Source organism: Nocardia concava NBRC 100430, assembly GCF_000308815.1.
GTDB lineage: Bacteria > Actinomycetota > Actinomycetes > Mycobacteriales > Mycobacteriaceae > Nocardia > Nocardia concava.
On sequence record NZ_BAFX01000095.1, the window covers coordinates 12,116 to 31,533 of the forward strand.

19 protein-coding genes are annotated in these 19,418 nt (G+C 67.0%); 8 read left to right on the top strand and 11 right to left on the bottom strand.

Annotation, left to right across the window (positions count from 1 at the left end; all coding sequences use genetic code 11):
• The first annotated feature begins 152 nt into the window (after window positions 1-152).
• Complete coding sequence (locus ON43_RS21685; protein ID WP_040810260.1) at window positions 153-1,538, top strand: hypothetical protein; 1,386 nt, start codon at window positions 153-155, stop codon at window positions 1,536-1,538.
• Between the two features lie 3 nt (window positions 1,539-1,541).
• Here ON43_RS21685 and ON43_RS21690 read toward each other — a convergent pair whose 3' ends face one another.
• The 3 genes from ON43_RS21690 to ON43_RS21700 form a co-directional block, all read right to left on the bottom strand.
• Window positions 1,542-2,501 (bottom strand): oxidoreductase, encoded by a 960-nt coding sequence (locus ON43_RS21690; protein WP_040810262.1) that lies wholly within the window; start codon window positions 2,499-2,501, stop codon window positions 1,542-1,544.
• A 234-nt stretch (window positions 2,502-2,735) separates the two neighbouring features.
• A complete protein-coding gene (locus tag ON43_RS21695) occupies window positions 2,736-4,175 on the bottom strand; it encodes an MFS transporter (protein ID WP_051178881.1) in 1,440 nt (479 codons plus the stop codon).
• 78 nt (window positions 4,176-4,253) lie between these two features.
• Window positions 4,254-4,862 (bottom strand): helix-turn-helix domain-containing protein, encoded by a 609-nt coding sequence (locus ON43_RS21700; RefSeq protein ID WP_051178882.1) that lies wholly within the window; start codon window positions 4,860-4,862, stop codon window positions 4,254-4,256.
• A 49-nt stretch (window positions 4,863-4,911) separates the two neighbouring features.
• Between ON43_RS21700 and ON43_RS21705 the strand changes: the two genes are divergently transcribed.
• On the top strand, window positions 4,912-6,018 hold the full coding sequence (locus ON43_RS21705) for an arylsulfotransferase family protein (protein WP_040810264.1): 1,107 nt from the start codon (window positions 4,912-4,914) through the stop codon (window positions 6,016-6,018).
• A gap of 102 nt (window positions 6,019-6,120) precedes the next feature.
• Entirely contained in the window at window positions 6,121-7,260 is a 1,140-nt protein-coding gene (gene cax / locus ON43_RS21710) for a calcium/proton exchanger (RefSeq protein WP_051178884.1), read from the top strand.
• 36 nt (window positions 7,261-7,296) lie between these two features.
• Here the strand turns inward: cax and ON43_RS21715 are convergent, their stop codons facing one another.
• The 3 genes from ON43_RS21715 to casI all read right to left on the bottom strand — a co-directional run bounded on the left by ON43_RS21715 (window position 7,297) and on the right by casI (window position 11,234).
• Complete coding sequence (locus tag ON43_RS21715; protein ID WP_040810267.1) at window positions 7,297-8,442, bottom strand: acyl-CoA dehydrogenase family protein; 1,146 nt, start codon at window positions 8,440-8,442, stop codon at window positions 7,297-7,299.
• 180 nt (window positions 8,443-8,622) lie between these two features.
• The gene (locus ON43_RS21720; RefSeq protein ID WP_051178886.1) at window positions 8,623-9,480 is read right to left on the bottom strand and encodes a lysophospholipid acyltransferase family protein; all 858 of its coding nucleotides are present in this window, start codon (window positions 9,478-9,480) and stop codon (window positions 8,623-8,625) included.
• A 92-nt stretch (window positions 9,481-9,572) separates the two neighbouring features.
• Window positions 9,573-11,234, bottom strand: a complete 1,662-nt coding sequence (casI, locus tag ON43_RS21725; protein WP_040810484.1) for a steroid-22-oyl-CoA synthetase — start codon at window positions 11,232-11,234, stop codon at window positions 9,573-9,575.
• A 443-nt stretch (window positions 11,235-11,677) separates the two neighbouring features.
• Between casI and ON43_RS21730 the strand changes: the two genes are divergently transcribed.
• A complete protein-coding gene (locus tag ON43_RS21730) occupies window positions 11,678-12,037 on the top strand; it encodes a hypothetical protein (RefSeq protein WP_174416480.1) in 360 nt (119 codons plus the stop codon).
• An 84-nt stretch (window positions 12,038-12,121) separates the two neighbouring features.
• The gene (locus ON43_RS21735) at window positions 12,122-12,796 is read left to right on the top strand and encodes a hypothetical protein (RefSeq protein WP_157514136.1); all 675 of its coding nucleotides are present in this window, start codon (window positions 12,122-12,124) and stop codon (window positions 12,794-12,796) included.
• A gap of 47 nt (window positions 12,797-12,843) precedes the next feature.
• On the opposite strand, the gene ON43_RS21740 is transcribed toward ON43_RS21735, so the two are convergent.
• Window positions 12,844-13,278 carry a MarR family winged helix-turn-helix transcriptional regulator gene (locus ON43_RS21740; RefSeq protein ID WP_040810272.1) on the bottom strand — a complete coding sequence of 145 codons (435 nt, stop codon included), beginning with the start codon at window positions 13,276-13,278 and terminating at the stop codon, window positions 12,844-12,846.
• Window positions 13,279-13,351: 73 nt separating this feature from the next.
• Here ON43_RS21740 and ON43_RS21745 point away from each other — a divergent pair, with 73 nt between their 5' ends.
• The 3 genes from ON43_RS21745 (at window position 13,352) to ON43_RS21755 (ending at window position 15,490) form a co-directional block, all read left to right on the top strand.
• Window positions 13,352-13,984: a maleylpyruvate isomerase family mycothiol-dependent enzyme gene (locus ON43_RS21745; RefSeq protein ID WP_040810275.1), complete on the top strand. Its 633-nt coding sequence runs from the start codon at window positions 13,352-13,354 to the stop codon at window positions 13,982-13,984.
• Between the two features lie 232 nt (window positions 13,985-14,216).
• A complete protein-coding gene (gene ribB, locus ON43_RS21750) occupies window positions 14,217-14,816 on the top strand; it encodes a 3,4-dihydroxy-2-butanone-4-phosphate synthase (RefSeq protein ID WP_051178889.1) in 600 nt (199 codons plus the stop codon).
• Window positions 14,813-15,490: an HAD family hydrolase gene (locus ON43_RS21755; RefSeq protein WP_051178890.1), complete on the top strand. Its 678-nt coding sequence runs from the start codon at window positions 14,813-14,815 to the stop codon at window positions 15,488-15,490. Before ribB ends, ON43_RS21755 begins: the two co-directional genes overlap by 4 nt.
• A gap of 13 nt (window positions 15,491-15,503) precedes the next feature.
• Here the strand turns inward: ON43_RS21755 and ON43_RS21760 are convergent, their stop codons facing one another.
• From ON43_RS21760 to ON43_RS21775, 4 genes are all read right to left on the bottom strand, one after another.
• A complete protein-coding gene (locus ON43_RS21760) occupies window positions 15,504-15,692 on the bottom strand; it encodes a DUF397 domain-containing protein (protein ID WP_040810277.1) in 189 nt (62 codons plus the stop codon).
• Window positions 15,689-16,588 carry a helix-turn-helix domain-containing protein gene (locus ON43_RS21765; protein ID WP_167333450.1) on the bottom strand — a complete coding sequence of 300 codons (900 nt, stop codon included), beginning with the start codon at window positions 16,586-16,588 and terminating at the stop codon, window positions 15,689-15,691. The genes ON43_RS21760 and ON43_RS21765 overlap by 4 nt, the downstream gene beginning before the upstream one ends.
• Window positions 16,589-17,303: 715 nt before the next feature.
• Complete coding sequence (hflX, locus tag ON43_RS21770) at window positions 17,304-18,839, bottom strand: GTPase HflX (RefSeq protein WP_040810278.1); 1,536 nt, start codon at window positions 18,837-18,839, stop codon at window positions 17,304-17,306.
• 137 nt (window positions 18,840-18,976) lie between these two features.
• Window positions 18,977-19,348: a MerR family transcriptional regulator gene (locus ON43_RS21775; protein ID WP_040810281.1), complete on the bottom strand. Its 372-nt coding sequence runs from the start codon at window positions 19,346-19,348 to the stop codon at window positions 18,977-18,979.
• Window positions 19,349-19,418 lie beyond the last annotated feature (70 nt).

Genomic DNA, 19,418 nt, shown 5'->3' on the forward strand with positions numbered 1-19,418 from the left:
GGCCACGCTGAAAGAGCAGTCCAAGCCACATCTTGGCTGCTGAGCGGGCACTCGGCAACATTCACGCAAACCATCGCGTGTCGGCCGGTCGGACCCATCGGCCCAGGTGGCATCATCAGCGCCGGTCGACCACCAGGAAGGCGGAGGTCCGGATGTCGAACGTCGCCACCGAAGTTCTCGATCGCGAATACCGCGGCATCACCCCGTGGCGGCCGCCGCCGTGGAAGCCGTTGACGCGGATGGCGTTCCGGTTCTGCGTCGCCTATTTCGGGCTGCTGTGCGTGCTGTTCGCGCAGATCCTGGTGGTGTTCGCCGGGCCGCTGTTCCCGCTGCTGGCGGCGGATGCGGTCGGCGGGCAGATGGACTCCCTCGACGATTTCGTGCGGGTGGTCAGCACGCATGTGTTCGGCACCGAGGTCGCGCCGCTGCGCAAGTCCTACAGCGGCGATCAGGCCCCGCTGTGGGTGCTGATCTTCTGTGTGTTCACCGCCGCGGTCGTGCTGACCGCGGTGTGGTCGGTGCTGGATCGGCGGCGGGTCGCCTACCCGCGGCTGCACGCCTGGTTCCTGACCTTCATCCGGCTGTGCCTGGGCGGGCAGATGCTGGTGTACGGCGCGGCCAAGGTGATTCCGCTGCAGATGCCGCGGCCCACGCTCATCACGCTGCTGCAACCTTACGGCGACTTCAGCCCGACCTCGGTGCTGTGGAATCAGGTCGGGTCCTCGCCGGTCTACGAAATGCTGTTGGGCACAGCCGAAATACTCGGCGGGCTGCTGCTGTTCCTGCCGCGCACCGCGACGGCGGGCGCGCTGCTGAGCCTGGTCAGCCTGCTGCAGGTGTTCGTGCTGAACATGACCTTCGACGTGCCGGTCAAGCTGCTGTCGTTCCATCTGGTGCTGATGTGCCTGTTCGTGCTGGCACCGCAGGCGCGCAGGCTGGCGAACATCCTTGTGCTGGAACGCTCTTCGGAGCCGGTGACGCAACCTGCGCTGTTCCGGAGTGGCCGGGCGAACCGGATCGTCGCGGTGGTCTCGGCCGCGCTGGCGGTGTGGGTGCTGCTCGGTGGCGTGCTGATGGCCTGGGAGGGGTGGCGCGATCAGGGCGGCGGCGTGGCGCAACCGCCGCTGTACGGCATCTGGGACGTCGCCGAGTTCAGCCTGGACGGGAACCCGCTGCCGCCGTTGACCACCGACGAGATCCGCTGGCGGCGAGTGGTTTTCGATGCGCGCAAGGCGGCCGTGCAGAAGATGGACGACTCGATGATTCCCGCCGTCGCGACCGTGGACACCGGTGCGGGCACGCTCACCCTGGCCGATCCGCCGCCGACCGAGCAGGCGCCGCCGAGCGGATTGCCGCCGTTCAGCTACACATTCACCTATGAGCAGCCCGAGACCGATCTGCTCGTGCTGCACGGCAGCCTCGACGGCCGCCCGGTCAGCGTGTCCCTGCATCGGCAGGACCTGGCCGCATATCCCCTGCGCGGGCCGGCATTCCACTGGATCCAGGAATATCCCAACACCGGCAAGCTGATCCGCTGACGGTCACTCGAGGGTGGTCTTGTGCCGGTGCTCGTCGTACGGCACCAGATCACCCGTTCGGCCGCTGCGGAGCAGCTCTACGAAATCCGGATTGGCCAGCAGTGCCCGCCCGACCGCCGCGATATCGAATTCGTCCCGCTCGAAGCGAGACAGCAACGGCCGCAATGAATCCGCGGCATGCCCTGCCTCACCGCGCTTGGACAGGCCGATCGAGCCGACCATGATCACCGGACGGCCGGTGACCGCCTTCGTCCATCCGGCCAGGCTGGCGGCCCCGAGCTCGGGGAACTCGGGCTCGTCGAAGCGCCGCGTCGAGGGATGGAAGGCGGCCGCCCCCGCATCCACGATCGGACCCAGTACCGCCTCGAGCTCCCCCGGTGTCGCGGCGATCCGCGCGTCGTAGCGATCGACCTGCCACTGCGAGAACCGGTAGCTGATCGGCATTCCCGGCCCGAGTTCGGCCCGCACCGCCGCCACCAGCTCCGCCGCGAAGCCCGACCGTCCGGGCAGCATGCCGTGCGCCCCATGGATTTCCACCCCGTCGAAGCCCGCGCCCCGCGCCTGCCGGGCCGCCTGCGCGAAACACGCGACCGTCCGGTCGGACTCGAAGCCCCGGCCCTCGCCGCGCATCAGCTGGGCGAAGATCGGCACCCGTTCGGCGTGCACGGCGTCCACGATCGACTTCCACGCCGCCACCGCGCCCGCGTCCCGGATTCCGGCCACCCCCGGCCCGGCGGCTTCCGCGCAGTCGCCGACCGCGATGCCCTCGCTGATGATCAGCCCGACTCCGCCCGCGGCCCGCCGCCGATAGAACTCCCCCAATTCGGCGGCCGGAATCCCGCGCCGGGCCACGTACCGCGACAGCGGCGCCATGGCGAACCGGTTCCGCAATCGCAGTGTCCCGATCGCCGACGGCGTGAAGAGTGCCGAGAGATCAAGGTCTTCCTCGAGCGCGTTCCGCATGCCGATCCACTCCCGTTTCCGATGTGTGGAGCACAGCCGACTCGGAGTGTAATCGCAGGTGAGAGCGCCGCGCGGGTGCCGCGCCCGGAAGGGAGGTGCGTAGCACCCAGCCGAGCCAGACCGCCTCGCAGCGGACGCGGTCGAAGGACTCCCCCAGCGTCTCCAACGTCGACTCGCGCAGGCGGGTGATCGAAACCTCGGCGCGGTAGATGAGCAGCGGCACGGTCGACCTCCTCACCGGCTCTGGGCCGCGGCCAGCGGTTCGGTGGCCGGCGCGGGCTTGAGGGTCAGGCACAGCGGAATCGCGAGCAGCAGCACGACCGCCTCGATGCGGTAGAGGGTGTGGACGGCCTCGAGCAGGTGCGGGGCGTGGGCGGAGATGACCGCGGCGAGGATGGCGATGCCGAGCGCGCCGCCGGCCTGGCGGACGGTGAAGTTCATGCCCAGGCCCGCGGCGTAGCGGTCCTCGGGGATCGCGGCCGAGGCCGAGACGCCGAGGGCGGTGAAGGCGAAGCCGATACCGAGACCGATGACGGCGGCGGCGGGTGCCCAGACGGTCCAGAGCCGGTCGGTCACGGTGAGGGCATTGGTGCCCAGCACGGCGGCCCCGGCGGCGAAAAGCATTGCGCCCAAGGCGGATAGGCGACCGGCATTGGCGACCGTGCCAATCTTGCCGACCAGCACCGAGCTGATCATGGCGGTCACCGCGGCGATGGTCAGCACCAGCGACGCCTTGATGACCGAGTAGTGCCAGACCATGGACAGGAAGATCGGGCCCATCAGCATGTGAGCGAACAATGCCAGGCCGATGACGGCCGACGCGGCGCTGGTGCGGGCGAACAGTCCGACCCGCCACAGGCCGAGATCCACTGCGGGGCTGTGGTGTACGCGGGCGCGCACCAGACCCAGGCCCAGCAGGGCGGCGCCGCCGAGCAGCAGCGCGAGGGTGAGCGGGGAACGCCAGCCCCAGTCCTGGCCGCGGGTGACGGCGGCGACGAGGGAGCCGATGGCGGTGGCGAACACGATGGTGCCCAATACATCCGGCAGTGGGCCGCGATTGCTCGGGCGGGCCAGCGGAACCAGCCGGAAGGCTGCCAGCACCAGGATCAGACCTACCGGGATATTGATGGCGAAGATGGCGCGCCAGCCGAACTGGTCCACCAGCAGGCCGCCGAGCACGGGGCCCAGGACCGCGCCGAGACCATTGGTGGCGGTCCAGGTTCCGATCGCGCTGGTGCGCTTGTCCGGATCGACCGCGCCGAGCAGCAGGCCGATCGAGGCGGGCACCACCACGGCCGCCGAGATGCCCTGCAGCAGCCGCGCCGCGATAAGCAGGGCGGCCGTGGGCGCGACCGCGCAGGCCAGCGAGGTGATGACGAACGCGATCAGGCCGACCAGGAACAGCCGCCCCCGGCCGATCACGTCGGCCAGCCGTCCGGCCGGGGCCAGGCAGGCGGCGAAGGTGACACCGTAGCCGCTGACCACCCAGGTCAGCACCGATTCCCTGGTGCCGGAGAAGGATCCGGCAATGCTGGGAAAGGCGATATTGACCACCGACACGTCGAGAAAAGTCAGAAAGGATGCCGCACAGACGATCGCGAGCACGGCCCCCGGACCGCCGCGCTCGTCGTGCGCTTCTCGAAAATCGGGCCCCTTCGCCACCGGATCAGTCATATTCCCCTCCCGTGGAATAGCGACAGATGTCGTTATCTCACGATGACGGGCGGGGATCGGTGCGGGATTGTCGACGGATCAACGGGCTCGATGCGGGCGGCGGCGGACGGTGAGGGTGTCGGGGACGGTGAAGACCAGCGTGTGGGTGTCGTCGGAATGCGCCCACCAGCGGTGCGGTACGCCCGCGGCGCAGTAGTAGGTGTCCCCGGCGGCCAGGGTGAACTCCTCGCCGCCCGCGATGACGGTGATCGAGCCGCGGACCACATGCATCAATTCGTCGTTGGCGTGGGTGAATTCGCGGTCGCCGCGGGTGGTGCCGCCGGTGAATTCGAGGGCGCGCAGATCGCGGGTGCCGTGGACCAGGGAGCGCACCGAGCCGTCGCCCGGATCCGATTGGGGCAGGCGGGTGTCCTCGGTGGCGCGGACCACGGGGGCGCGCGGGGCGGTGTCGGCGGCGGCCAGGAAATCGACGGCGGTCGTGCCGAGGGCATCGGCGATCCGTTGCAGCGAACGCAGACTCGTATTGCTGCGCCCGTTCTCGAATTGACTCAGGAACGACTGCGACAGCGCCGCCTGCTCGGCCAGTTGAGCCAGTGTCAGCCCCACCTCCAGGCGGCGCGCGTGCACGACCTGACCCAGCCGCTGCCAGCCAGGGTTTGCCTCGAGGCGATCGGAACCATTCTCCACAGCGCCAGCTTACTGAATATTCAGTGGAGTTGAATATTCAGGAGGGTTTGTGGAGCAGAACACGCTGAAGCGGCGCGGTGTCGGGCTGATCGGAGTCGATCGGGAGCAGGCGTTCGCGGGGTACACGCTGTACGCGCCGCTCGCCGGGAACGGCATCGTCGATCTGGTCGATCTGGACGGCGAGCGGGTGCATCGCTGGGAGCTGCCGTATCGGCCGGGGCGGCATGCCCGGTTGCTGCCGGACGGGTCGCTCGCCTACAACGGGACCACGCTGGGCGCGGGGGTGCTGTTTCCCATGTGGCGCAAATACAGTGGCGGATCCATGGGCAAGTACGCCCCGGACGGGACGCTGGTCCACGAGTATCGCGATGATCTGCAGCATCACGACGCGCACCATTATGACGACGGCCGGATCCTCTACACGGCCGTCGAACCGCTGGAAGGTGCTGCGGCCGACCGGATTCTGGGCGGGGTGCCCGGGACCGAGGCCGACGGGGTGGTGTGGGCCGATGTGATCCGCGAGGTGGCCGCCGACGGCACCGCGCTGTGGGAATGGCGGGCCGCCGAACACCTCGATCCGGAAGACGCTGTGCTGCAGCCGCATTACTGGCGTGAGCACTGGCCGCTGATCAACAGCGTGCACCCGCTCGACGAGAACACCGTGATCGCCAGCCTGCGCAGCGTCTCGGCGGTCCTGCTCATCGACCGGAGCAGCGGCAAGTACACCCTGCTCGCCGACCGCGCCACCGTCGCGCAACAGCACCACGCCACCCCGGTGGGCGACGGCCGAATCCTGTTGTTCGACAACGGCACCTTCCGCACCGGCGAATCGGTGACCTACAGCCGTGTCCTGGAACTCGACGCGGCCACCGGTGAAATCGCCTGGAAATACCAGGATTCGCCCCGAGAGGCGTTCTTCACCCCGTACATGGGTGGCGCACAGCGACTCCCCAACGGCAACACCCTCATCACCGAGGCCGCCTTCGGCCGCATCTTCGAAGTGACTCCGGCCCAACGCATCTGCTGGGAATACGTGGTCCCGTCCTTCACCGAATACCCGGACCCCGACACCGCCCAGGTCTTCCCGGGCGTCTCGAACGCCATCTTCCGCGCCTACCGCTACGCCGCGTCGGAGATCCCCTGGCTGTCGGCCTGAGCATCGGTCCAGGTGCCTCGACTCCCGGCCCCAGCGGTGCGCCCCTGGAGCGAATTCGCGTGTCGCGAGCCCGAACCGGTCCGTTCAGCGGTACGAGTGGGGATGATCGTTCCCATGGTGTTCTCGGGTTCGGACGCGCGGATCATCGGACTCGCCGGCGCGGTGACGGTGGCGGCGGCGGTGACCAACTACGCGCATGTCGGCGGCACGGTGGTGCCGTTCATCGTTTCCGGTGCCGCGCTGGCGCTGCTGGCGGCACTGGTCGGGCGCAGTGTCGAGCAGCTCGGGGAACGGCTGGGCGCGGGGGCGACCGGCGTGGTGCAGAGCGCGCTGGGGAATCTGCCGGAGTTGTTCGTGGTGCTGTTCGCCCTCAAGAGCGGGCTGGACGAGGTGGCCACCGCCACCATCGTCGGTTCGATCCTGGCCAATGTGCTGCTGGTGCTGGGGCTGGCCTTCATCGCCGGCGGGGCGCGGCACGGCGTGCAGCGCTTCGACACCGCTTCGGCCCGGCGGCTCTCGCTCATGCTGACGCTTTCCGTTGCGGCCCTGGTGGTTCCGGCGCTCACCGCGCTGCTGCACACCCCGGCCGCCGGGCACGAGCGGGCACTGTCGATCGTGGTGTCGATCCTGCTGCTCGGCCTGTTCGCGCTGTCGCTGCCCGCGGCGCTGAAACGGCAGGAAGCCCCCGTGCCGAGCGGGCCGTCCGGCGCCACCGATTCAGCGGAGACCGCCGAGCAGCCCGACACCACCGAGCAGCCCGAGGCCACCGAGCGCCCGCAGGTGGAATGGCCCCTGTGGCTGGCGGGCGCCATGCTCGCGATCACCGGTGTCGCGGCGGCCTTCGTCTCGGACTGGTTCGTCGCCGCCCTGACCCCCGCCATGGATTCCCTGCACATTTCGCAGGCCTTCGCCGGTCTGGTGATCGTCGCCATCGCCGGCAATGCGGTCGAGAACGTGGTCGGCATCCAGCTGGCCTACCGCAACCAGCCCGACCACGCGCTGTCGGTGATCCTGCAGAGCCCCATCCAGATCGCCATGATGGTCGCACCGGCCCTGGTTCTGTTGTCCCCCTTGGTCGGAGCGTCGTTCACGCTGGTTCTGCCGCCGCTGCTATTGGTGGTGCTGCTGCTCGCAGTGGTGGTGACCATCGTGGTCGTCCTCGACGGCGACTCCAACTGGCTCGAGGGCGCAGCCCTGGTCACCCTGTACGCGATGATCGCCACCGCGTTCTGGTGGGGTTAGCAGGGCTGCCGCCGTCGATTCGATCAGGAGAACTGATCAGGAGAGCTTCAGGCTCCGCCCGATGATCTCCTTCATGATCTCGGTGGTGCCGCCGTAGATGGTCTGCACGCGAGCGTCCATGTACGCCTTGGCGATCGGGTACTCGCGCATGTAGCCGTAGCCGCCGTGCAGCTGCAGGCACTTGGTGATCAGGTCGAGCTGTTCCTCGGTGGACCACATCTTGGCCATGGCGGCCTCTTCGACGGTCAGCTTCTCCTGGTTGAGCAGCTCGATGCAGCGGTCGGTGAAGACCCGCACCGCCGTGGTCTTGGTGGCCAGCTCGGCCAGCACGAAGCGGGTGTTCTGCTGTGCGCCAATGGGTTTGCCGAAGGCCTTGCGGTCGCGCACGTACTGGCAGGTGAGCTCCAGGCAGGCCTCCATGGCGGCGGCGGCCATCACCGCGATCGACAGGCGCTCCTGCGGCAGGTTCTGCATCAGGTGGATGAAGCCCTGTCCCTCGGTGCCGAGCAGGTTCTTGCCGGGGACGCGAACATCGGTGAACGACAGCTCCGCGGTGTCCTGCGCCTTGAGGCCGATCTTGTCGAGGTTGCGGCCGCGCTCGAAACCGGGCATGCCGCGCTCGACCACGAGCAGCGAGAAGCCCATGGCGCCCTTGGCCGGATCGGTCTGGGCGACCACGATCACGATGTCGGCATTGATGCCATTGGTGATGAAGGTCTTGGCGCCGTTGAGGATCCAGTCGTCGCCGTCGCGGACCGCGCGGGTCTTGATGCCCTGCAGATCCGAGCCGGTGCCGGGCTCGGTCATGGCGATGGCGGTGATGATCTCGCCCGAACAGAAGCCCGGCAGCCAGCGCTGCTTCTGCTCCTCGTTCGCCAATTCCAGCAGGTAGGGCGCGATCACGTCATTGTGCAGACCGAAACCCAGGCCCGAGTACATGCCCTTGGTGACCTCCTCGGTCACGATGGCGTTGTAGCGGAAATCCTTGACGCCCCCGCCGCCGTACTGCTCCGGCACCGCCATGCCGAGGAATCCCTGCTTGCCGGCCTCCAGCCAGACCGAGCGATCGACGATGCCGTCGTGCTCCCACTGCTCATGGTTCGCAGCCACATGCTGATCGAGAAACTTACGGAACGACTCCCGGAACAGCTCGTGTTCGGGTTCGAAAAGGGTGCGCTCCACGCCAACCTCCTACAGTGACCACATCGGCACCATCGCCGGTGCCCAATACGGTACTCGAAAGTCGAACGGAGGTTAACTTCACGGGGCCGGAAAGTGGTCCGAACTGCGACAGTCGCCATTGACGTCGCGGAACGGAGAGCCTGAACTTCGGTAAACCTACCGAGAAGTCAGAGGAGATGCTCAGAGGCCGAAGCGGCCCAGGGTGCGGCCCAGCAGGCTGCGACCGCGATCACGATCGCGCTCGGCCAGCAGGAAGTCGAGTTCACCTTCGAGGGCCTTCTTCACCAGAATCTGCAGCTCGGTCGCGGCGGCCTCGAGATCCTCGGCGTCTTGCCAGGGAGTGGTGTCGATCGGGGTACCGAGGGCGTAGTAGAAGCGCTCCGGCTTGGGGATCAGGGTCGGGCCGAGACCGCGGATGAGTGGCGGGGTCAGGTTCGAGCGCAGTCCCAGACCCTCGACGGCCTTGCGCAGCGGCAGCATGACCGGGTGGTCGCCGTCGAAGACGATGTCGTAGATGTCGTCGCCGCCGACCATGGCGATCGGGACGATGGGCGCGCCGGTCTGGATCGCCATCTTGGCGAAGCCGGTGCGGCCCTCCCACAGCAGCTGGTACTTCTGCCCCTTGCCGCGCATGGCCTCGCGACCGCCGCCCGGGAACACCGCGACGGCCTCACCCTTCTCCAGCAGCGTGGTGCAGTTGCGGCGGTTGCCGCGCACGATTCCCCAGCGGTGCAACACATCTCGCAGGCCCGGCACATCGATGAGCACGTTCTCGGCGAGCCCCCGCACCAGCCGGTCGTGCTGCACCAGGATCTCGTGGGCCAGCAGCGGGGCGTCGGTGCCGCCCGCGAGGCTGTGATTGCCGACGAGCAGGACCGGGCCCTGTTCCGGGAAGTTCTCCATGCCGTAGAAGCGCGGGCTGAACCAGGCCCGCGACGGGGCGATGAGCAGATCGATTATGCGGCGATCGGTTTCGGTGAGATCGACGTGCAACGGCGCGCCGTCCGAGAGCCCCCTCGGCGTATCGGAATCGGACAAATGACTGTCGGTACGAGACAAAACAACCCTCCCTGCAAGAGCCTTCGATAACGCCATGCTAACGAAAGCTCGCGCAGGTCACAGACCGAGGGTTAGAACAGGTTCAGGCGGCTGAATGTGGAAAACTCCGCCTTCAGTTCCTCTTTGTCGGCGGCGGCGAAAGGCTCGTACTCGGGCTTGCCGCGACCGGCCCAGCGGTAGAGGGGTTCGCCGGTGTGCCAGCGTTGCTCCTGGAGTTCGCGTTTGAGCACCTTGTTCGAGCCGGTCACCGGGAGGTTGCCCGACACTCGGAGCAGCCGGGGCGCGCCCTTACTGCCGAGATCATCTTGGGCACTGAGGAATTCGGCGAAATCGGCGACGTCGAAGGCGGTGGGATCGGCCACCTCGATGGCGGCCATCACCTGATCACCCGAGCGCGGATCGGGGACGCCGTACACCGCCGCGGCGATGACCGCCGGGTGCCGCCGAATCACCTGCTCGATCAGCAGCGTCGAGGTGTTCTCGCCGTCGACGCGCAGCCAATCGCCTTTGCGCCCCGCGAAATACAAGAATCCCGACTGGTCGATATATCCCAGATCGCCGGTCCAATACCAGCCGTTCCGCAACCGCTCGGCATCGGCGACATCGTTTTTGTAATAGCCCTCGAAGACGAGCGCTCCCGCCTTGTCGATCATCTCCCCGACGGCCTCGTCCGGATTCAATACACGACCGTATTCATCCAGCACCGCTCGCGCGCAATCGGCGAGGGTCTCCGGATTCACCACGGCCACACCCGGATGCGCGGGCCGACCCAGCGCCGACGGCGGAGCCTGCGGATCGAGGGCGGCCAGTGCCGGGCCCTCACTGGAGCCGTACCCCTCGAACAGCCGCGCTCCGAACCGGCGGTGGAACTCGGCCTGATCGGCCACCGACGCCTCGGTGCCGAAACCGCGCACCAGGGTGTTGTCGGCGTCATCGGGAGCTTCCGGGGTCGCCAACAGGTAGCCGAGCGCCTTGCCGACGTAGGTAAAGAAGGTCGCGCCGAAATACCGTACGTCCGAAAGGAATCCGGATGCGGAGAACTTCGGGGTCAGGCACACCGTCGCACCGTTGGCCAGCGCGGGAGCCCACAGCGCCATGATCGCATTGCCGTGGAACAGCGGCATGCAGCAGTAATCGACGTCCTCTCGAACATGTCCGAACTTGTCGCTGGCCCCGTACGCGATCGCCGCCAGCCGACGCTGACTGCACTTGACCGCCTTCGATGTCCCGGTCGTTCCAGAGGTGAACAGCAACAACAACAAGGCTTCCGCCCCCGCGTGCGCAACCGGCTCCACCCGATGCTTCTCGACCCGCTCGAGGTAGCCCGGATCATCCACGAGCAGAAACCGTTCGGGCTCCAGCCCCAAATCCAGCCCACCCAACCGAGCCATCCCGGCCGCGTCGGTCACGATCAGCTGGCAGTCGACGTATCGAATATCGGCCTCCAACTGCGCATTTCCCCGCGTCGGATTGATCCCGACCACGGTTGCCCCCGCCAATGCGGCCGCACCCAGCCAGAAGATGAAATCAGGCACGTTGTCCAGCAGCACCCCGATATGAAAAGGCCCGTCACGTCTCAACTCTCGCGCCAGTTCGGCCCGCACCGCCGACTCCCCCACCACCTCATCCCAACTCCAGTCCCGCTCCCGAGTCCGCAGCCCGCGCCGCTCATCCCCAACCCGATCCAACAGCATCGCGGCGATATCCCCCCGTCGCGCCCCCACCCCAGCCATGTCCGTCTTGCCCGTGTCACCTTCCACCCCACCCACTCTCCCGCCGAGCGGCACATTCCGGAGGGCTTTCGTCCGGTTCACCCGGATTCCACCTCCAGCATGTGCCGCTCGGCGGGCGGCGGGGCGGGGATGACACTGTCGAGTCGCTCACGGGGGACGGTCCCGGCAGGGCGGGGGCTTTGGGCTCTTGGCCGGGTGGAGGAGAAGGGTCAGGCTGGTTTGTATGCAGGGATTTTCACGGGCCTTGCTCGCCGGGATGGGGCTGACGGGCGGGATTTATGCGATCGTCGTGCGGCCGAGGCTGATTCGCTGGGGGGGCCACCGAGGACGAAGTGGCGGGGCCGTTTCCGGGGGCCGAGCTCATCGCCGGTGGCAGTCGAGCCGCGACCTTGGCGGTGACCATCGACGCACCGCCGCACCGGGTCTGGCCGTGAATGGGACCGGTGGATTCATGGGAGGTGGCGGCCCTCGACCCCGGGCGCTTCCTGGGACTGCGCGGGCGCATCGACCTGCGCGCCCGATCCTCGCTCACCACCGACCCGCCGCCGCACGTCTACTTCGAGGGGTTGTGGGGTTTCCTGCTCACCGAACTGCCCGGCGACCGCACCCGCCTGGTGGTGAGCGGATATCAAGCGGGCGGTCCTCGATGGCTGGCCTGGTTCGTCGGCTATTTCTTGTACCCACCGATCCACTGGACGATGCAGACCCGCCAGTTCGCCACCCTCGCCGGGCATGCCGAACGCTCTCGGACCGACGCCGCATCGTCCACAGGACTGGGCCGGAGCCCGCGACTCGAGATTTAGCGCCGGAAACGAACCGTCGATTCGAGTCGGTGAACTACTGTGTTGTGGTACAACGCAATTGCCGACCGAAGGCGGCGGTCGATCGTGACGATGATCGTCTGGAAGAAGCGTCGCGCCCACTCTTTCTCGGTATTGATCAGCGGCGTGGTTCTGCTGGGGGCCGTTGCCACGGGCTGTACGTCACAGCACGATGGGCAGTCCTCGACGCCGACTTCGACATCGTCGGCCCGCAAGTCGACCACCGCGAATGAGCGCTACCACCTGATCGCACCGCAATCCGTGCTCGACGGCTACACGCTCCACAGATCCGAGCCCCTGATCGCCGCAGACCTGCCATCCGCGTACAGGGATCTCGATGGGGACCTGACCGGCGGTCTATACGCACAGTATCTGTCTCCGTCCCCGTCCTACGACCACGTCCTCACGCTGGTGGGACTCTGGGGGACCGTTGGCGACCTGGATGCGGTCGCGGGCCGGGCGATTCCTTCGGTGATGCGGGGCACGCTGGAAAAACCCGGGAGCGCGCTCCTCGGTACCGCCACCACAATGCATCCGGACGGGCTCGATGACGCCGTGATGAAATGCCAGCTCCTCGATCGAATCATCAACGGGGCCATCGACCATTCCACGGTGTGCTCGTGGGCCGACCACGCCACCATCGGCGTGCTGCACCTGGCCGGCGACCCCGCCTTCGACCTCGAAACCTGCGCGGCATTGACCGCACGCCTCCGTGCACAGACCCGCATCGCCGGCAGCTGAGCGGAATTCGTTGCGGGGCTGTTCGGCGCGAGTTCGTCGCTGTCGGATCACTCGTACGGGTCGGTGATTTCGCGGAGCCGGGACATGATGTCCTGTAGTTGGCGCATGCGGGTGCGGCCGAGGTGGGCGGCCCATTCGGCCTGAATGCGGTCGGCGATCGTGTTGGAGAATTCCGCCAGTTCGAGGCCGCGGGGGGTGAGGCGGATCAGGCGAGCGCGGGCGTCCGCGGGATCAGGGACCCGTTCGACGTAGCCCGCGCGGACGAGTTGATCGACCAGGAATCCCGCGGTCTGCTTCGTTATCTGAGCCTGATCCGCCAACTCGGTGAGCCGCGTGCCCTGCGGCCCGATCCTCCCCGCCAGCCGACCCTGCGCGACGGTCAGATCCCCGTACCCCGCCTCCGCGAGCGCGGCGAAAATCCGCTGTTCCATCGACCGATGGGCAATGAACATCAGCAAGCCCACATTCAGCTCGTCGCCCATCCCACTCCTTGCACTAGTCAGATTCTCTGACTATATTTGGTCAGACTCACTGACTAATACTAGAGGTGCCATCGTGGACCGCGAAACCAGTTGGAAGGTCATCGAGCAGCAGCGGCGCGCCATCGCCGACCTGCTGGCCGACCTCTCCCCCGAGGAATGGGAAACGCCCTCGCTCTGCGCGGGCTGGCGCGTCCGCGAGGTGGCCGCGCATATCGCGCTGACTCCCCAGCCGCCGTCCGCGCGCGTCATGCTCGCCACCGGCCTGCGCGCCCGCGGCGACTACAACCGCTTCGTCGACATCCTCACCCGCTCGTACGCGAATCAGCCCACCGCGGAACTGGTTTCCCAGCTGCGTGCCCATGCGGCGTCGCGGCGGCTGCCCTCGCTGACCAACTACCGCAATATCCTCTTCGACACCATGGTCCACGGCCAGGACATCGCAATCCCGTTGGGCCGCACCATCGACGTCGCCCCCGAGGCAGCCGCAGCCGCCGCCGATCGCGCGGTCGAGGTCGGCCGGCCGGTCTGGAACAAGCACCGCCTCGACGGAATCCGCCTGCGCGCCACCGACATCGACTGGTCCTACGGCACGGGCAATGACATCGAAGGCCCCATCCTCGCCCTGCTCCTCCTCATCACCGGCCGCACCGCCCGCCTGTCCGATCTCACCGGCCCCGGCCTGACCACCATCCCCACCAATCGCTGAGTGGCACACCAGCGAGGGGATTTGCCCGATTCCCCCGCGCTGGTGTGCCACTCAGCGGTTCCGAGGGGTTGGGGATGGTGGTCAGGCCGCGTTTCACTCCGGGGAAAACGATCTTGGTTCGTCTAGCCTCTGCTGGGTTGCATGCGTGATTCCATCCCCCGAGGCAGGACGGAGAGCAGTGACCATGGCCGTTTCAACCAGCGCGCGGGACCGGACAAGCCTATTGGATCGGGTGGATACGGCGGTACGGGAGATCGCCTCGGGCCGAGCGGTGATCGTGGTCGACGACGAGGATCGCGAGAACGAGGGCGACCTGATCATGGCCGCCGAACTCGCCACACCCGAGGCGCTCGGATTCTTCATCCGCTACACCGGCGGCGTGGTGTGCGCGCCCATGCCGGGCGAACGCGCGGACCTGCTCGAGCTGCCCCTGATGACCACCGCCGGGCAGGACAGCAAGGAGACCGCCTTCACCGTGACCGTCGATGCCGTGGCGGGCGTGGTCTCCGGGATCAGCGCGGCCGACCGGGCCACGACAGTGCGGGCGCTGGCGAACCCGGCCACCGGGCCCGGGGACTTGTGTCGGCCGGGCCATATCTTCCCGCTGCGCGCCCATCCGGAAGGGCTGGCGGCGCGACGCGGCCACACCGAGGCCGGAGTGGAATTGATGCGGCTGGCCGGATTGGCTCCGGTCGCCGTCATCAGCGAGGTCTGCCACGACGACGGATCGGTGATGCGCCTCGAAGCACTGCGCGACTTCGCCGATACCCATGGGCTGACCCTGATTTCGATCGAACAGCTGGTCGCCCACACCGCCGCGGCGACGGCGTGACCGGACGCATCCGCGCGGTCCTGTTCGACCTCGACGGGACCCTGGCCGCGACCATGGAACCGTGGGACCGCTGCTGGTCCGACTACGCCGCCCGACACGGCCACACCTGGACCGACGCCGACCGACGCAGGACACACGGACACGGCGACTGGGCGCACTATCTGGCCTGGGTCTCCGGCATCGACTCCCCCGACCAGGTCGTCGCCGACTGCGTCGAGGCAATGGTCGAGCAGGTCCGATCCGGCGGCATCGAACTACTGCCCGGGATTTCAGCGCTGCTCGACACGGCGAGCCGGACCATAACCGGCGTGGTATCCGCATCCCCGCGCCGGTTCGTCCACGCCACCCTCGAACATTTCGGCCTGCACCGATCAATGCGAGTAGTGGTAGCGCGCGAGGACGTAGCCGCCACCAAACCCGACCCCGCCCCATGGCTCCACGCCACCACCCTCCTCGGCATCGACCCGCAACACTGTGTCGCCGTGGAGGATTCAGCCGCCGGTATCCGCTCCGCCCACGCAGCAGGCCTGCACGTCCTCGCAATCCCGAGCTGGTCCCCCAACCTGAACTTCAGCGAGGCCGAACTAGCCGACCACCTCGCGGTCGACGCCACCCACGCCGAACCATGGCTCCGCCACATGCTCACCGCCACACCGGTTCCCACCGGCAGCTGACTGAAGACGCCTGCTAGCGCTCCCAGACGCCGCTGGCGATAAAGGAGCGCCAGGCCGCGTCGGGGAACCACAGTTCGGGGCCGCGGTTCTTCGAATCGCGGACTCCGACAACCCCGTTGCCGAGGAAGACCTCTACGCACTGCTTCGCAGCGTCGGATCTGCTGGACTTGTACCACTTGCCGGTTTGCGGGAGTTTTCTCATGCCGCATACTCCTTCGCCAGGGCGAGAACCATGTCCCTTGTGTCCGCTTCCGTCAACGCTACCGCTTGCATGGCCTCGGTCGCCTGCCGATATTGACCGATTTCCTCTACGCGTTCGTGGTAGAGGCTTCCGATCGCCCCTTCAACGAAAACGACTGTCGGCAAGGAGATTCCACTCGAGCCCTTGGGAAACTCCAGGAGGGTGAAGGGTTGGATCGTGAGGCCACGGTGCGGTCCAACTGCGAACGGGATGAGGCGGACGCTGACGTTCTCGCGTTCGCCGATCTCGGCGATCCAGCGCAGCTGGGCCGCCATCACCTCCGGAGCCGCCGGACAGTGGCGAAACACAGCCTCGGAGACCAACACGTCGAGACGAAAACCCTCCTCGTAGAGGCGAAGCTGGCGACGGGCCGTAAGTTCCAACAAACGCTCGACATTCACCGCTGACATGCCTGGTTCATCGATTCGGATGATCGCGCGCCGGTATTCGGATGTTTGCAGCAAACCGGGCACGATCACCGGCTGATGCGCCACAACTCGGTTCGCGGCGCCCTCTAGACGCAGAAATCGAGGGAACGTCGGGGCTACCTGGTCGGTGTACGCCTTCCAGAATCCCTTCGAATTGCCCTGCGCCTTGGCGACTTTGTCTTGATCGGCGATCTCGGACCACAGCCGCAACGCCTCGTCGCAGATCTCCCGCGACGCGCCGTAATGATCGAGTAGCAGCCCGATCAGCGGCCGGGTGAGCTTGGTCGGGCTCCCCTCCTCCATACGCATGATGACTTGGCGCGACACCTCCAGGCCCGCTGCGGCGGCCAGCAGTGTCTGATTTGCTTGTTCACGCACTCCGCGCATGTAGTTCCCGAAATCCATGCGAGAGACCGTCAATCCAGTCATTTCTTAGCCTCGCTATCAAGGGAATGGTCGCCGCGGACATGACCGCGGCGGACATCTATTGTATTTCGCAAATTGTTCCCAGGAGGCTACTCCGGCAACGAATTTGGATGTCTACTTGTTGCAGAGCGCTCGGAGAAAAATCTTTGGTTTGGATGTCACATCTGAGCCAGTCAATCCGATAGGACAGCTGGGAGTCGCAATGCCCTGGGACGCTTGGATCTTGTTGCTTATGACTGTATTTGGCGGGACGCTGGTGGCGTTCTGCGTTGGGGAAGACATCAGGAAATCGGGAGAGGCGGATCGCGTACGGGCCGGTCGGCATCGTGCGGCGCGGCGACGGGTCAGGGGTTGACCTGTGGCGCAAGCGATCAGCCATGAGGTGCCGGATTATCCGGTTCAGAACCTCGAGGTGGCTCGGCGCGGGCTGGAGACACATCGGGAATGCGGGAAAGGATGTGAGGCGAAGCGGTATTTCAAAGCGCTGGTGCCACACCTGGAGATGATCGCTCGGCGGCGGAATGCGACCGGTTGGAATTTGTGGACGCGAAGACCGTGACGCCGCGAGTTGGAACGATCTGCGGGCGAGAATGGGCCTGTAGCTACATTTTCCGTGAAATTCGACGGAATCCCGTCAGTTGATGCCAATTAATGTAGGAATAGGCCCATTCTCCGTCGCGGTAGGAGGCATCCGGGGATGGCCTCCTACCGGAACGGGTCAGGCTTGCGAAGCGGTCTGTTCGACGGCGGCCGAATCGGCGTCGTCGACGGAGCCGCCCGCGTGGGCGTACGCCGTCAACTGCCCGGCCAGGGAGTTGGGGACTCGGGCGCGGACCCGGGTGCCGGTCTCCTCGTGCTCGGAGCTGATGATCTTGCCGTCGGCGTGGATGCGGGCCAGCAGGTCGCCGCGCGTGTAGGGCAGCAGGACGCTGACCTCGACGTCGAGGCCACCGAGGATCTGAGCCAAGCGGTCGCGGAGCTGATCCAGGCCCTCACCGGTGCGGGCCGAGACGAAGGCCGCGTCGGGGAGCCAGCCGCGCAGCTGGGTCAGATCCAGCGGATCGAGGGCGTCGATCTTGTTGACCACCAGGAACTCCGGCGGGGCCGGGGCCTTGGTCTCGCGCAGCACATCGGTGATGACCTCGCGCACCGCCTTGATCTGCTGATCCGGCAACGGATCCGAACCGTCGACCACGTGCAGCAGCAGATCCGCGCCCGTCACCTCTTCCAAGGTGGAGCGGAACGCCTCGACCAGCTGGGTCGGCAGGTGGCGGACGAAACCGACGGTATCGGTGAACACCACCTCGCGGCCGTCCTCGAGGGCGGCGCGGCGAGTGGTCGGATCCAGGGTGGCGAACAGGGCGTCCTGCACCAGGATTCCAGCATCGGTCAGCGCGTTCATCAGCGACGACTTGCCCGCATTGGTGTAGCCGACTATCGCGACCTGCGGAATGCCGCTGGACGCGCGCTTGGCGCGCTTGGTGTCGCGGGCGGTCTTCATCTCGCGAATCTCGCGGCGCAGCTTCGCCATTCGCTCACGGATGCGGCGGCGATCGGTCTCGATCTTGGTCTCACCGGGACCACGCAGACCCACACCGCCATTGCTGCCGGCACGACCACCGGCCTGCCGGGACATCGACTCACCCCAACCACGCAGGCGCGGGAGCATGTACTCCATCTGCGCGAGCGAGACCTGCGCCTTGCCCTCACGCGAGGTGGCGTGCTGGGCGAAGATGTCCAGGATCAGCGCGGTGCGGTCGATGACCTTGACCTTGACGACCTTCTCCAGCGCGGTCAGCTGCGCGGGGGTCAGCTCACCGTCGCAGATCACGGTGTCGGCACCGGTCTCGAGGACGATCGAGCGCAGCTCCTCGGCCTTGCCGGAACCCAGGTAGGTGGCCTTGTCCGGCTTGTCCCGGCGCTGGATCAGCGCGTCGAGCACCTCGGAACCCGCGGTCTCGGCCAGCGCGGCCAGCTCGGCCATGCTCGCATCGGACTGCGCGGCCGTGCCCTCGGTCCAGACACCGACCAGAACCACGCGCTCGAGGCGCAACTGCCGGTACTCGACCTCGGTGACGTCTTCGAGCTCGGTCGACAGACCCGCGACACGACGCAGCGCGGCACGCTCCTCGAGCTGCTGCTCACCAACGGTCGGCGCGGCCGACCAGCCGTTCCGGCCGGTCTCGGGGGCGTCGTTGAACTCCTCGTCGAGGTCTTCGGCGGGAGTGAACTCATACGTTTCTGGCTTACTCATACACCTCCATAGTCCCACGTCCCAACGAACGACCGCATTCGGTTATTTCGGGGCGACTCCGGCCTCCCGGCAGGGCGGGGGCGAAGCCCCCACCACCCCCGGGACGAAAAACGGGGACCGTGCCCCCGAACCCACAATTATCGTGTCGTGAAGCGTTCACCTGCGCGGGTGATGACATCGTCGAGGACTTCGCGCGAGCGCAACAGGTCGGCGATGGTGCGGTCGATGCGGTCGCGTTCCGAGCGCAATTCGTGGACCAACTCGGGCGTGGCGCGCTCGTTCGCGCCGCCGTCGGTGTCTCGCATGCAGGGCAGGATCTCGAAGATCTTCTTGCTGTTGAGACCCGCCGCGAAGAGTTCCTGGATGTGGATGACGCGGTCGACTGCCATGTCCGGATAGTCGCGTTGGCCGCCGGGCGTGCGGGAGGGCACGAGCAGGCCCTGTTCCTCGTAGTAGCGCAACGACCGTTCGCTCACGCCGGTGCGTTTGGCCAGTTCACCGATTCGCATGCGGCACTCCGGGTTCCGAGGCAGAGACCTCACGGGTTCCGAGGCTTGCACCTCACATCAATGTCAGGTT